The following is a 14,780-nucleotide window of genomic DNA, read 5'->3' as shown; positions in this document are numbered from 1 at the left end:
ATCAAAAAGCAACCATATGATTTTTATTTCCAATGAAATAAACGCTAACTACACAATCTATTCATTAACAAAATCACTAATTTTTACATGATTTTTATTCCAATTGTGCAGGTATTGTCCAATATTAAATCATGATATAGTAAATTACGAAAACGCTTTCAGTACATAAATCGGTGGTGATTCCAGTATTAAACAAGTGAATTTTGGTTTGCGTTGAGCTCTATTTTCACCCTGCTTAACCGCTATTCACGTTCAACCATTCTCTATTCGAAGGAGACTATATTAATGAAAAAAAACCGCAAATCAGTCCTTTCTCTTACGCTTGTGACTGCCATGATTCTATCTCTATTCTCCTCCGCTATGGCTTCAGCTGCAACTGACTACAGTCAACAGGTCAATACCTCTGCCGCTCCAAGCAAAATGCAGACCTATGTAAACGCCATGGAGCCTGGCTGGAATCTGGGTAACTCTCTGGACGCCGTTGGTGAGGATGAGACAGCCTGGGGCAATCCGCGCATTACAAAGGAACTAATTCAGTCAATCGCAGCTGAGGGCTACAACAGTATCCGTATTCCTGTGACCTGGGAAGCCCACATCGGTGACGCACCCGATTACATAATTGATTCCGCTTACATGAACCGGGTTCAAGAAGTGGTAAACTGGGCTCTTGATGCCGATCTCTACGTCATGATCAATCTTCACCATGATTCCTGGCGCTGGATCAGTTACATGGAGAAAGACCATGACAACGTGCTTGCACGTTATAACTCTGCCTGGACTCAGATTGCGAACAAATTCAAAGATGCATCCGATAAACTCATGTTCGAAAGTGTTAACGAACCACGTTTCTCTGAAGGCGGCACAACAGATGCAGCGATTGGATATCGCATGCTGGACGAGTTGAATACTTCTTTTCACAAGATCGTAAGAACTTCGGGTGGAAACAACGAGACACGTCCACTTGTGCTTCCAACGATGCATACTTCTTCCGCTCAACCTGATCTGGATGAACTGAATAAGACCATTCAAAAATTGAATGACAGCAATATTATTGCAACCGTTCACTACTACGGGTTCTGGCCATTCAGTGTGAACATCGCAGGTTACACCATGTATAACGAGGAAGTACAGAAGGACGTTACCGACACATTCGATCGGGTATACAATGCTTTTACAGCGAAAGGCATTCCGGTTATCGTTGGTGAGTATGGCTTGCTTGGTTTTGACCAGCACACAGGTGTCATTGAGCAAGGCGAAAAGCTGAAATTCTTCGAATTTGTTGGACAATATCTGCGTCAAAAACAGATGACAACGATGTTGTGGGATAACGGACAACACTTCGGACGCACAAGCTTTACTTGGTCTGATCAGGAATTATTTGATACCATGAAAGCCAGTTGGACAGGTCGCTCATCCACAGCCGAAACGGACCTCGTATATCTTAAACAAAATGAAGCTATTCAAGATAAGAAAGTAAAACTCAATCTGAATGGGAACAAATTCAATTCGTTGAAAAATGGCACTACCCCTCTTGTAAGAGGTAAAGACTATACAATCAAAAAAGATGTACTTACGTTAAAGTCCAATCTGTTAACCAAATTGACAGCCTCTGGTGATTTGGGCGTAAATGCCACACTCACGGCTGGATTCAATGAAGGTGCTGACTGGAACTTCAATATCATTAAATATGACACACCTAAGTTGAACGATGCAACAGGTACAACCAGTGCCTTTGCCATTCCGACTACGTTTAACGGCAATCAACTGGCCACGATGGAAGCAACGTATGCAAACGGAGAGAACGCCGGTCCACAGAACTGGACTTCGTTCAAAGAATTCTCCTACACATTTAGCCCAGATTACGAACGTAATGTGATTGAACTGAAACCTAACTTCTTCAATGAAACCAATGATGGTGAAGTCACGCTTAAATTCCATTTCTGGAACGGAGATGTGCTGACGTACAAAATCACGAAAAATGGAACCAGCGTTGTGGGCGTAGCTTCCAAATAAGAACTCATCTAACGTTCTGTTCAGAGCTTAAAGCTCTGGCAGAACGTTTTGTTTTTGTTTCACAATTGATCGAATAACGTACAAGTGGCCCTTCATACCTTTACACTAACTAGGATTGAGGGGGAAATGTCATGTTTAAGCGTGTAGACCGTCTTGCTATCGAACTACCCATATCCAGTAATCCTGACCCTAATGGAGCTAGTGCAGTTCAGGAGTTGCTTGGTGGAAAGTTCGGGGAAATGTCAACATTAAATAACTATATGTTTCAGTCATTCAATTTCAGAGGCAGATCCAAGCTGCGTCCTTTTTATGACATTGTTGCAAGCATTACTGCGGAGGAATTCGGCCATGTCGAACTTGTCGCCAATACGATTAATCTCATGCTTGAAGGTTCGACATCACCAGGCGCTCCAGACTCTACCCCGCTACGTGTAGGCAAAGACGCACGGATGACTTCACATTTTATTGAATCGGCTCAGACAGCGCTCCCTTATGACTCCATGGGAAGACCCTGGAATGGTTCGTATGTCGTGAGCAGTGGCAATCTGATCTTTGATCTGTTGCATAATTTCTTTCTTGAATGTGGAGCCAGGACGCACAAAATGAGAGTCTACGAAATGACGGACAATAAGACAGCCCGTGAAATGACAGGTTATCTGCTTGTACGTGGAGGTGTGCACGTTCTGGCATATGCTAAGGCACTGGAAATTGCAACGGGCGTGGATGTAACGAAGATGTTCCCTATTCCACGACTGGATAACAAAGCTTTTGAAACGACACGAAAATGGGAAGCGATGGGCGAGCACCGCAGGCTGTACACGTTTAGTGACAAGGATTATCAGGGTATTGCCCAGATCTGGAAAGGAGTACATCCAACCGATGGTGGTAAACTGGAGGCTTTTGCCGGCTTGCCAGGTTATGGAGGGCCAGTGCCTGAGCTACCTGATCTGCCGGAAGAATTTGCGCCAGGAATATCCGCGGAAGATCTAATGCAGATTGCCGAGCGACTGAAACGTCACGCTGGTCTGTAGGCCCGAGATTGACGTTGTTTATTCATTAGGCGTAGATTGGAATCACCGTAAAATGGTGCCCCTGCGTGCTGACTCTCTTGGATTGTTAGATCACCGATGATCTATTTCTTTGATTTCATACGATTGTACACAAAAAAGGGAAACGGGAGAGTTACATCTCTACCATTTCCCTTATATCGTGCCACTATTGTGGCTCAGTGAATTTCACTACAAGTACTGCTTCCCCATTAGCTTGAACATGACCTGTTGACGTTGCTGTAACGGTCGCTATGGTTTCATTTCCGCTTGGGATCAACACAGGTGTAATCACTGGCAGACCCGCGGCCTGAATGACATCCATGTCAAATTCAATCAACAATTGTCCTGCAGTTACACGCTCTCCGCTATTCACATACGCGGTAAAACCATTTCCCTTTAGTCCAACCGTATTAATTCCGATATGAACCAGCATCTGTACACCTGTTTCATGCTCCAGAATCACCGCATGTTTACTCTTGTTCATGACATGAGCGATGACACCATCAAACGGCGCATACACTTTGCCTTCTGACGGCTCGATGGCAATGCCCTCACCCATGTGTTTTTCCGAGAACGCCGGGTCAGGGACCTGCTCCAGAGCAACGACGGTACCGTTCATTGGCGAAGCGATTTCGAGAAAATCTACCTTAGGACGATTGCTTTTAACAGCATCGGTAACTGAATTAATACGCGGATTAGAATCCACTGCATTAACTTCACCTGATGTTACTCCACTGTTGTCATGGCTCATTGATTCTTCTGCAATCGGTTGATCCTTATATCCGAAGAACCAGGTAAGCGCAAATGCAATCGCCATGGCAACTACGTTGGACAAGATATATAACGGCAGTTGGCTGTTCAGATAGAGCAGTGTACCGGGAATAACCGTTACAGCCATGCCCGTACCTTGCAGATGGAACAGGGAAGCGATGAAACCACCCACACCACCACCAACCAGTCCCATAATAAATGGTTTCATATAACGCAAGTTAACTCCAAAGATGGCTGGCTCGGTAATGCCCAGAAATGCGGACAAGGAAGAAGGTAATGCGAGTGCTTTGAGTTTCATATTTTTGGTCTTCAGACCGACTGCGAGACAAGCCGCTCCTTGTGCTGCCATGGCACAGGTAATGATGGCGTTGAACGGATTGAATCCCGTTTTCTCTAGTAGTTGAATCTCCAGGAAATTAAAGATGTGATGCACACCGGTAACGACAATAATCTGATGGAAGAATCCAATGATAATACCTGCGATGCCAAACGGAAGATCTAATACGGCAGTTGTTCCATGCAGCACCCACTCTTCTAGGGAATGGAACACGGGACCAATCGCGAATAGTCCAAGCGTAATCATGACTGTTAACGTAATAAAAGGAGTCAGAATTAAGTCCAGTGCCTCTGGTACCCGTCTTCTTAATACCTTTTCAAACTTGGCTCCAATCAAACCTACAAAGAACGCGGGCAGAACCGATCCCTGATAACCCACGACAGGTATAAAACCGAACATATGCAGCGGCTGTGCTGATCCATCTGCCACCGCGTAAGCATTGGGTAATGCGGGATTAACCAGCATTAGCCCCAGTACGATACCAAGTACCGGACTTCCGCCAAATACGCGGAATGCGGACCACGCTACAAGTGCAGGCAGAAATGCAAATGCCGTATCCGTCAGGATTTGAGTGAACAACAGGAAATTGGCCGAGATATCATCCGGTGTTGCACCGAATAACGCCAGAATTTCACTCTGGGTAAGTAATCCGCGCAATCCCATGAACAGTCCTGTAGCTACCAGAACGGGAATGATGGGTACAAATACGTCACCAAACGTGCGGATAGCCCGTTGAAAAGCATTTCCTTCTTTTTTCCCCTGACTCTTCACATCATCCTTGGATGTTCCTTCGATTCCCAGCTTCTCAACCTCTTCAAAGATTCGATTCACTGTTCCCGTACCAAAGATAATCTGATATTGACCTGAGTTGAAAAAGGCGCCTTTCACCTTCTCGATGTTCTCGACCGTTTTCTGATCAATCTTTTCTTTATCTTTCACCATGATGCGAAGACGAGTTGCACAATGTGCAAATGATGCGATATTCTCTTTGCCCCCGATGGCATGAATGACTTCCTGGGCAATCCGTTGATTCTCCGACATGTTATCTCATTCCTCTCACGTAATACTTAATAATGCCAATGTGTTGCTTCAAAATCAGCTTTGCCTCCGCGTGCAAAGAAACGAATATCCACGCTGTCCGGACTTGGGAAAATCCGGCCGGTAAAGACCTCTTCCCCATCGTTCACAAAGACTTCTACCGAAGATGAATCCACGAACAATTGGAACTTAATCACATCTGCAGTAAGCGTACACCGCCGTACGGATCCATTTTGTTCTGCCAGCTCGGCACCAGACATCGTCCGATCCAGAATAACTTTCTGCTGAATCCGATCATACAGAAGAACCGTTTTCTCCGTTTCACTTGCTCGGAATTCGATGCCGACAATCTCTGCTTCTACATGGCCTATCTCACATATCAGCTCATAGACAGTCCCCTCAAAACCAGTGAAGGATCGGCTCTCATTGTCAATCGTTGCGCGAATATGAGTCCCTTCCTCTTGCTGACGTAATTGGATCATCTCTGCAACCGGTTGTTGGATTAACTTCCCGTCTCGGAGTGACAACTGCCGAGGAATGGTCAAGCAATGAGCCCAACCGTTATCGTCTGTCGGATACGCCAGATCGGGAAGTCCCATCCAACCAACCAGAATACGTCTTCCGTCCGGACCCTGCATGGTTTGCGGAGCATAGAAATCGAATCCACGATCCAACTCCTGAAATTCACCATGTGTGAACTCTCTCGTCTGGAGATTAAGCGGCTCACCGATCAGATAACCGGACTGAAAAATATTCTGATAATGATCTCCCGCAGCGTCTAAGCCTTGTGGGGAAAAGACAAGTACACCTTTCCCGTCTATCTCCATATAATCCGGGCACTCCCACATGTAACCAAAGGAGGTTAATTGCGTGCGAATTTCACCAAGAAACTCCCAGTTGTTCAGATCAATGGAGCGATACAGCACTGTACATCCCGTCTCGTCTGTTCTCTGTGCACCAATGACACAATAATACGTATCTCCTTGTTGCCACACCTTGGGATCTCTAAAGTGTTCCGTGTATCCGGCTGGCACAGACGAGATCACGGGATCATTCAGTTTGCTTACTGAACCGCTCTCATCCATGACTGCCAAGCACTGATACGGATGTCTGACCCAAGCCTCATCCCTCGTATTGCCCGTGTACAGCAAGTGCAGCTTGCCGTCTTTTTCAATCGCACTACCGGAATAAGCTCCGTGTGAGTCATACCAGCTATCCGGTTCGATTCCAATCCCGACATTTTCCCAGTTCACCAGATTCTTCGATCGGGTATGGTACCAGTATTTCATGCCATGTTCTGTTCCAAGTGGGAACCACTGATAAAACAGATGATAATAGCCTTGATAATATGCAAAGCCGTTAGGATCATTAAGCAGACCTGTTATCGGCTGAATGTGATAACTTTGTCTCCAAGGACATACGGATATCTGTGCTTCAAGCTTCGCAATCTCTCCAGGCTCTGCTTGCTCAATTCGTCTGTAGCGTTGCTCTCTAGTCATTTTCATAGTTGTTCTCCATTCTTGCTTATATAAGTTAGACCAAGAAATTTCACACTGGGACTACGATGGCAGAACAATCCTCCGATCGCTGTTATCCCCAGATTTCCTGATCCCTTTTCTAAAGGGTGAAATCCGGTGCTAGCGTATGCTTCCGAAGCAGCTTTCTTACAGAAAGCTTTAAGCGAACACTACGTTTCTTCAGATTTTTCTGCCCTCTCCGTAAATGTTTATTTCTTATTAACTTATACGAAAATCAAAATATAGGAACCGGTTCCATTGAACGCAAAAAAATAATTCCATATGGCATTCATGCCTGCCCGCGTTCGCATATCCGAATTGGATATTCAACAGTGGAACCGGTTCGATGGAATTATCATAAAGGATGTTTTTATAATTTGTCAACGCTTTCTCGAGGAATTAGTTCTACGTCCAATGTTGTTCGTTCCTCCACCGACTCGCCTTTGACCAGACGAATAATATGATTAGCCGCTACTTTGCCCGCCTGCAAATAATGATATTTCACTGTCGTCAGCGTGGGATGAATCATCTCCGTAATATCATATCCACCAAATCCGGTAACGGACAAATCTTGCGGAATGCGGATTTTATTGGAGAACGCAATCTTCATCACACCCAGTGCGATATTATCCGTGGCCCCTACAATGATTGTTGGTGTGATTTCTTTCAGTATGGCTTCAGCGGTAACAATGGCTTCCGACATCTTAAAGCTTGTCTCATAATACTTCACTTCACATCCACCACACTCGGCGATTGCTCGCTGGAACCCTTGTTTACGGTAGATCCCTACCGCCCGATCCTTCTCGCTAACTCCCATATACACGATCTTGCGGTGACCCTGTTCTACGACATATCTGCCCATCTCATAACCTGCCTGGTCATCATTGTGAACCAGACTGTGCAGCTGCTCATGCTGCTGCCCCACCAATAACACCGGAATCCGTATATCCTCAACGGCCTTCAGATGTGCTTCGGTCACTTCAGCAGCCAGCAGAATAATACCTGATACCTTCTGGCGTGCAAAATCATAGATGGCATCTATCTCGCGCTGCATGTCCTGACTCGTATTAGCGATCAGCATCTGATACTGATTACTTCGCAGTTCTTCATCAATTCCAATCAATGTCTGGGATGTTGCAAAAGAATCCAGGCGTGGCACAACCGTACCGATAATACTGGTCTTCTTAGCCTTCAGACTCTGTGCAAATGTGTTGGGAACATAATTGTATTGTTTGATAATACGCTCAATCTTCTGGCGTGTATCCTCACTAACAGATCCGCCATTCAGGTAGCGAGAGACCGTGCTTTTTGCCACACCTGCCATCTGAGCGATATCAGAAATCGTTTTATTCATAAAGACTCCTCTTGTTTCTATTAGCTAGTTTACCTTTTATTATACTTCGAATCGCAAACCCATGGCGAATTTGATTCAATTCCATTTATCGCACATCTATTGTACTTTCTCATTCCCGATGTAATAACAAAAGCCCGATATCAATGTGGCGTTCATACAGATGTATGATCCGACATTCATCAGGCTGTTAAATTTCAATATACACGTTTGCTCAGACCATCCGCACAAAAACGTTCCCTTTTCCTTACGGTCTCAGACTTCAATAATAATTGGCAAGATCATTGGTCTTCTCTTTGTTTGAGCGTAAATGTAGTGACCGATCTCGTCTTTCAGCTTCCTTTTGATTACATTCCACTGATTCACACCAGCCCCGGTTAACTCACCCATCCGGTTCAGAACCAGCTCATGAATCTCATGCATGAATTCTTCCGAATCCTTGACGAACACGAACCCTCTGGAGATAATTTCGGGTGACGTGACCATCTGTTTTTCCGTTTTGCTTAGTGTAGTCACAATCACCAACATACCATCGGAAGACAGTTGCCTGCGATCACGCAGTACAATATTGCCAACATCACCCATGATCAGACCATCTACGAGACTGTTTCCTGATGCAATCTTGGGACCTAGCGAAGCGGTGCCGTCTTTGTACTGGACCATATCCCCATTATTCACGATAAACACATGATCACGCTCTATACCTACGGACTCGGCAAGCAGTCTGTGTTGATACAACATGCGGAACTCACCGTGGATCGGAATCAGATAATCCGGCTTCATCAGAGTTAACATCAGTTTGAGTTCTTCCTGACTGCCGTGTCCGGATACATGCATTCCTGCTGCACCACTTGAACCATATATCACACGTGCTCCGAGAACATACAGGTTATCAATAACATGTGCAAGATTCCTCTCATTGCCCGGAATAGCTCCGGCAGCAATAATAACCGTGTCCCCGGCGTTAATTCTTACGTGAGGATGCTTACCGGAAGCCAAACGTGACAATGCTGCCATTGCTTCTCCCTGGCTACCGGTACATAATACAACGACTTGTTCCGGTGGAAACTGATCCGAATCGATAGCTTCAATCAACAATCCGTCAGGAACTTGCAAATACCCCAATTCACTGGCCACCGATACCACATTCACCATACTTCTGCCCAACAGTGCCAGTTTGCGCCCCGTCTCAAATGCTGCATTCACAATCTGCTGTACCCTGCTGACATTCGACGCAAAGGTGGAGATAAATACTTTTTGTTTGGCACGAATAAAGGCATCCAGAATGTGGTCTCCCACAACACGCTCGGAAGGTGTAAATCCGGGTCTTTCTGCATTCGTACTCTCGGAGAGCAAAATATGGACACCCTGTTTGCCAATCTCGGCCATGCGGTGCAGATCTGGGAAAGGTCCATGTACAGGCGACATATCAAACTTGAAATCTCCGGTATGCACAACATTGCCTGCTGGGGTCTGAAAAAAGATACCAAGACAATCCGGTATACTATGACTAGTTGCGAAAAAGGAAACCTCGATCCCTCCGAGCGTAATGATGGAATGAGCATCGATCGTATGCAAGTCGGCCTTGCGCAGCAACCCGTGCTCTTTCAGTTTAAGTTCGATCAGCCCACGAGTGAGCCTGGATGCATACACCGGGATGTTCATTTGTTTTAACAAATAGGGAATGCCACCGATGTGATCTTCATGTCCGTGGGTAACTACAAGACCCCTTACTTTATCCAGGTTCTCCAGCAGATACGTTACATCTGGAATGATCAGATCAATACCAGGCAATGTCTCATCGGGAAACTTCGAACCACAGTCAATCACGATGATGTCCTGATTGTACTGGATGAAATACATATTCTTCCCTATTTCATTCACGCCGCCAAGTGCAGCGATATACAGTTTGTTGTGGGCTAGATTCAACTCTGTTATTCCTCCTCTGCGTGGCAATCGTATACGATACGGATCTATATTCCTAGTATGGAAGCAATCGCCTCAGTTATGCATTTCAGCGTGATTATGCCAAAAAAACCACCATGGAATAGTCATTCCACAGTGGTTTATACGAAAAATAAATACGATTACACCAATGATTTATCACGCTGTAGTAATACGTCTTGTTCGTAGGTTTTAATATCGGTAATCCACTTTTCACGAACTGGAACGCCTTGCTGAGCACAATAGTAGTCCCAGATCGCGCCAAACGGATAGGATTTGAACTCTTCCGTTAAGGCAAGGCGCAACGTGTAATCCCCTTCCAATTCGGCTTGTTTCAAGGCATCCACTGGTTCGAGCATCGCTCGGAGAAGGGCTTTGATCGTGTTGCGAGTCCCCACAACCCATGCGGCTACACGGTTAATACTTGCATCAAAGAAATCCAGTCCAATATGTGTGGTCGCAAGAAGGTCATGTCGAACCAGTTCACGTGCAATCTCCAGCAACTCATCGTCCATAATTACCACATGGTCACTATCCCAACGCATCGGGCGGCTTACGTGAAGCAGAATGCCACTTGTAAACAAAGACAAGGACGACAGTTTATTGGAAATAACCTCTGTTGGATGGAAATGACCCGCATCCAGGCAGATTAACGTATCATTTTGCAAACCGTAACCCATATAAAATTCATGAGAACCCACCACATATGCTTCCGAACCCAGACCAAACAACTTACTCTCTACCGCGTCCAGGTTGTGCTCCGGGTTAAGTGGTTCGCCGAATACTTCATCCAGCGATTCTTTGAGACGTTTGCGTGGTGTCAACCGATCAACCGGATTATCCTTGAATCCGTCCGGTACCCATACATTGGTTACACAAGTCTGACCAAGCTGTTCTCCAAAGTAAGCACCAATCCGGCGGGACGCCTTACAGTGATCAATCCAGAACTTGCGAATCTCAGGGTCTGGATGACTGAGCGTGAACCCGTCACTTGATTTTTCATGGGAAAAACATGTTGGGTTGAAGTCCAGACCAAGTCCTTGTTCTTTGGCCCATTTCACCCAGTTCTCATAATGCTTTGGCTCAATCTGATCCAGTTCAACCTGCTCGTCTGTATCCGTGTAAATCGCGTGCAGATTGACCTTATGTTTGCCGGGAATCAGAGCAAAAGCTTGCTCCAGATCGTTACGAAGTTCTGCAGGTGTGGTCGCAGCCCCCGGATATTGACCTGTAACCGAAATACCACCTGTTAACTCTCCATCTTTATTCAGAAAACCTTTGACATCATCGCCTTGCCAGCAGTGTACGGATACTTTGATCTCCGCGAGTTTGTTCAGTACCTCGTCCGTATCAATTCCGTGCTGGGCATACAATGCCTTGGCTGCTTCATACGCTTGCTTGACTTGGTTATCCATCCGCAAGAACCCTCCTAATTTAACGTGTAAATGCTGCCGGTACACCGCCATCAATGGTCATCATGCAACCGGTTGTTTTTTCGGATTTCGAAGAAGCAAAGAATGCAATTCCTTCTGCAATATCTCTTGGATAGATATTCACGAGCAATGTCGTCCGTTTGCGATAATACTCTTCCAATTGATCCGGTTCAATCCCATATGCCGCTGCACGTTCGTTTCTCCAGGAACCGTTCCAGATCGCTGAACCCTGTAGAATGGCATCTGGAAGAATCGTGTTGACACGAATGCCATACTCTCCGCCTTCTGCTGCAATACAACGTGCCAGATGTGCTTCCAGCGCTTTCGCTGAGCTGTAAGCAGAAGCACTTTTACCTGCATACACCGAGTTCTTGGACCCGATAAATACCATGCTTCCCCCAATACCCTGCTGTTTCATCAGCTTGAATGCTTCGCGAGCCACGAGGAAATACCCTGTACCCAGTACATTCATGTTCAGGTTCCATTCTTTCAGGGACGTTTCGTCAAATGGGCTGGATGTGGCCAATCCTGCATTGTTTACGATGATATCCACTCCGCCATATTGCACAGCAACATCTGCATAAGCAGATTGAACGGCTTCCTCATCGGTTACGTCCATTTTCAGCGCATAAGCTCGATTCGCACCGTACTGATCATTAATTTCCTGTGCTACTTTCTGTGCGCCCTCCAGGTTGAGATCAGCAAGCACCACATGTGCGCCTTCAGATACCAATCTGCGTGCTGTTTCACTTCCGATCCCGCCTGCTCCACCTGTGATAAACGCCACTTTACGGGAGAATTCGGTTTCTGCCGGAGCCAGAGACAATTTGTACAATTCCAGCGGCCAGTACTCCACATTGTAAGATTCGTTTGCACTGAGTGATACGAATTGACCCAGGCTAGTAGCTCCACGCATAACGGCAATGGCTCTGTGATACAACGCTCCGCTTACTTGGGAAAGCGCCCAGCTCTTGCCTGTGTTGATCATGCCCACACCTGGAATGAGGATAACGCGTGGTGCCGCTTCGAACATGACATCACCTTCGTTTTTGTTGCTCTCAAAATACTGTTGATATTGCTCTTTGTAGGCAGCCACACCTTCTACCAGCTTGGCTTTTAAACCTTCAATATCTTCCGCATCCGGTGTCCAATCGATGAACAAAGGTACCACTTTGGTATGTACCAGATGATCCGGGCAAGCTGCGCCCACCTGAGACAATTCCGGGGAATCTGCTCCGCCCACAAAAGCAAGTACGTCCTCTTGATCGTCAAAGGACAAAATCATTTTTTTGCTATCCGACACCGCTCCACGAATCGTTGGCATCACACGTGATACGATCTGACGACGAACATCAGCGGCGAGTGCCGGGTGTTTCACACCACCAAACAAACTTTCTTCGTTCACCCTTGCTTCGATGAAAGCTTCTGCTTCATTGATAATCTTGATCGTTTGAGCGTAACATTCCTCGGATGTTTCTCCCCAAGTCACAAGTCCGTGTTTTTCCATCAGTACGAGTTCGGCATTGGGATTCGAGAATACGCTTTCAGCAATCATTTTAGATAACGTAAACCCAGGGCGTACGTAAGGCACCCATACAAAACGATCACCGTAGATCTCTTTCGCCAATTCCTTGCCGTTATGCGCACAACACAGGCTGATAATCGCATCCGGGTGCGTATGATCCACATGTTTATATGGAAGGAACGCATGCAGAAGAGTCTCGATGGAGGCGCGCGGGTGCTTGGCATCAATCATGCAATGTCCCAGATATTCAACCATCTCTTCATCCGACATAGATTCACGTTCAATTAATGGTCGAATGTCTTCGAGCCCAAGTCCGGTAAAATGTTTCGCTTCCATGGAACCCAGATCAGAGCCGCTTCCCTTCACATACATTACTTCTACATCACGACCACGAAAATCCTTCACTGTCGTTTTGGTAGACGTATTACCACCGTAGATGTTACATACACTGCGATCAGAACCAATGAGATTAGATCGGTAAACCAACTGCTCAAGTCCTGTTGTTTTCTCAGATGCCTGCGATGCATTCCATAAACTCTGTACCATTTGTTTCCCTCCGATAATGTTTGTTTTATTCCTAATCCGAGTTTAACATCTTTGTTTTATTTTGAAAACAAAATATTTTTAAAACCAAACGGAAATATTCAAAAGTCATTATAGATTGAGGTATATTATTAAAAAAACACCCTGACGTGAACGTCAGAGTGTTCCTGTATCATCGGCGGATTAGAAAATCCCCGCTTTTTGGGAAGTGTTTTTAATACCATAGGTATCATTAACTACGGTGTTGCCAAAGCTCGTTAAGCTTCCGTTCGGACCTGTGGCCATGTCCAGATAGTTCAGACCTGAACTGTTTCCGTACCAAGACCAGGCAAGCCAGCCTACCCCTTTTTCCTGACCATATCTCATGATGGCATACTCGTCCACATCACCGTTTGTGTGATATCCCCCGAATTCACCAATGATCAGAGCCAATCCTTTGTTCAGCACATTCTCCATATTGGCTTTGACGGTTGCAGCATCTTTGCCAGCATACTCATACATGTGAATGGAGAACACAGTATTTTTCTGAGAATCGGCTGCAAATACACTTTGTCCATAATCCACGATGGATTGAGGGAACTGTCCCCATCCGGCTGCATCCACAATTAGCGTATTTTTAATTCCCGCATTTCGGAGTTTCGGAATGGCTTTTTTGTAACCATCAGCCCACGCACTTCCATTCCACGTTCCATACCATTCATTGGCGATGTTGACGATTACCCGATCTTCTTTGCCAATCAAAGCTTCCTTAATGCTAATCCAGTAGTTCACTGCCGCATCCAACGAATTATAATCATCTTTCCCTGTGGCGTCATGCACCTCGAGTACAGCTATCATTTTATTTTGGTTAACCACATTAATTATATTTTTAACAGCGTTCAGATCATCTTTGGTGTACAGGCTACCATTCGAAAGAACAATGCGTACCGTATTGGCACCTGTTTTGGCGATTGCAGGGATAGCGGTATTCAAATCATTTTTGAACCAGGAATGTCCGTGATTAACACCTCTCATGACAAAAGCCTTGCCTGTGGAATCGTATAACTTGTTACCGCTTACATAAAAACCTGTAGCAGCAGATGCTTTGGGTGCTGCACTCCCTAATACCATAAACATGAGAGCAGCAATAACCGTGAAGATTGTACACTTTTTCAGATTAACCATTCGTTTGGAACCTCCTGTATTTGTTTTTTTTATTTCAATTAACCTTGCTCTAGGCAAGAAGTTAACTAAAATCGTTGGTAATAGAAGTTTTTTGG

9 protein-coding genes are annotated in these 14,780 nt (G+C 45.5%); 2 read left to right on the top strand and 7 right to left on the bottom strand.

Annotation, left to right across the window (positions count from 1 at the left end):
- Positions 1-285 precede the first annotated feature (285 nt).
- Positions 286-2,013 (top strand): cellulase family glycosylhydrolase, encoded by a 1,728-nt coding sequence (locus MKY87_RS29390; protein ID WP_340967318.1) that lies wholly within the window; start codon positions 286-288, stop codon positions 2,011-2,013.
- A 131-nt stretch (positions 2,014-2,144) separates the two neighbouring features.
- Entirely contained in the window at positions 2,145-3,044 is a 900-nt protein-coding gene (locus MKY87_RS29385) for a manganese catalase family protein (protein WP_338594374.1), read from the top strand.
- Between the two features lie 184 nt (positions 3,045-3,228).
- On the opposite strand, the gene MKY87_RS29380 is transcribed toward MKY87_RS29385, so the two are convergent.
- The 7 genes from MKY87_RS29380 to MKY87_RS29350 all read right to left on the bottom strand — a co-directional run bounded on the left by MKY87_RS29380 (position 3,229) and on the right by MKY87_RS29350 (position 14,637).
- A complete protein-coding gene (locus MKY87_RS29380; RefSeq protein WP_340967316.1) occupies positions 3,229-5,211 on the bottom strand; it encodes a sucrose-specific PTS transporter subunit IIBC in 1,983 nt (660 codons plus the stop codon).
- 26 nt (positions 5,212-5,237) lie between these two features.
- Positions 5,238-6,713, bottom strand: a complete 1,476-nt coding sequence (locus MKY87_RS29375; RefSeq protein WP_340967314.1) for a glycoside hydrolase family 32 protein — start codon at positions 6,711-6,713, stop codon at positions 5,238-5,240.
- 382 nt (positions 6,714-7,095) lie between these two features.
- The gene (locus tag MKY87_RS29370; RefSeq protein ID WP_105598542.1) at positions 7,096-8,079 is read right to left on the bottom strand and encodes a LacI family DNA-binding transcriptional regulator; all 984 of its coding nucleotides are present in this window, start codon (positions 8,077-8,079) and stop codon (positions 7,096-7,098) included.
- A 252-nt stretch (positions 8,080-8,331) separates the two neighbouring features.
- Positions 8,332-10,005 (bottom strand): ribonuclease J, encoded by a 1,674-nt coding sequence (locus MKY87_RS29365; protein WP_340967311.1) that lies wholly within the window; start codon positions 10,003-10,005, stop codon positions 8,332-8,334.
- Positions 10,006-10,163: 158 nt separating this feature from the next.
- Positions 10,164-11,435 carry an L-rhamnose isomerase gene (gene rhaA / locus MKY87_RS29360; RefSeq protein WP_101313986.1) on the bottom strand — a complete coding sequence of 424 codons (1,272 nt, stop codon included), beginning with the start codon at positions 11,433-11,435 and terminating at the stop codon, positions 10,164-10,166.
- A 19-nt stretch (positions 11,436-11,454) separates the two neighbouring features.
- Positions 11,455-13,524: a bifunctional aldolase/short-chain dehydrogenase gene (locus MKY87_RS29355; RefSeq protein WP_091016717.1), complete on the bottom strand. Its 2,070-nt coding sequence runs from the start codon at positions 13,522-13,524 to the stop codon at positions 11,455-11,457.
- A gap of 180 nt (positions 13,525-13,704) precedes the next feature.
- Entirely contained in the window at positions 13,705-14,637 is a 933-nt protein-coding gene (locus tag MKY87_RS29350) for a glycoside hydrolase family 5 protein (protein ID WP_370739085.1), read from the bottom strand.
- Positions 14,638-14,780: the final 143 nt, after the last annotated feature.

It is taken from the genome of Paenibacillus sp. FSL R7-0198 (genome assembly GCF_038000415.1).
GTDB lineage: Bacteria > Bacillota > Bacilli > Paenibacillales > Paenibacillaceae > Paenibacillus.
The sequence above is the reverse complement of the archived record's forward strand: the minus strand, read 5'-3'. Positions and strand labels throughout refer to the sequence as shown.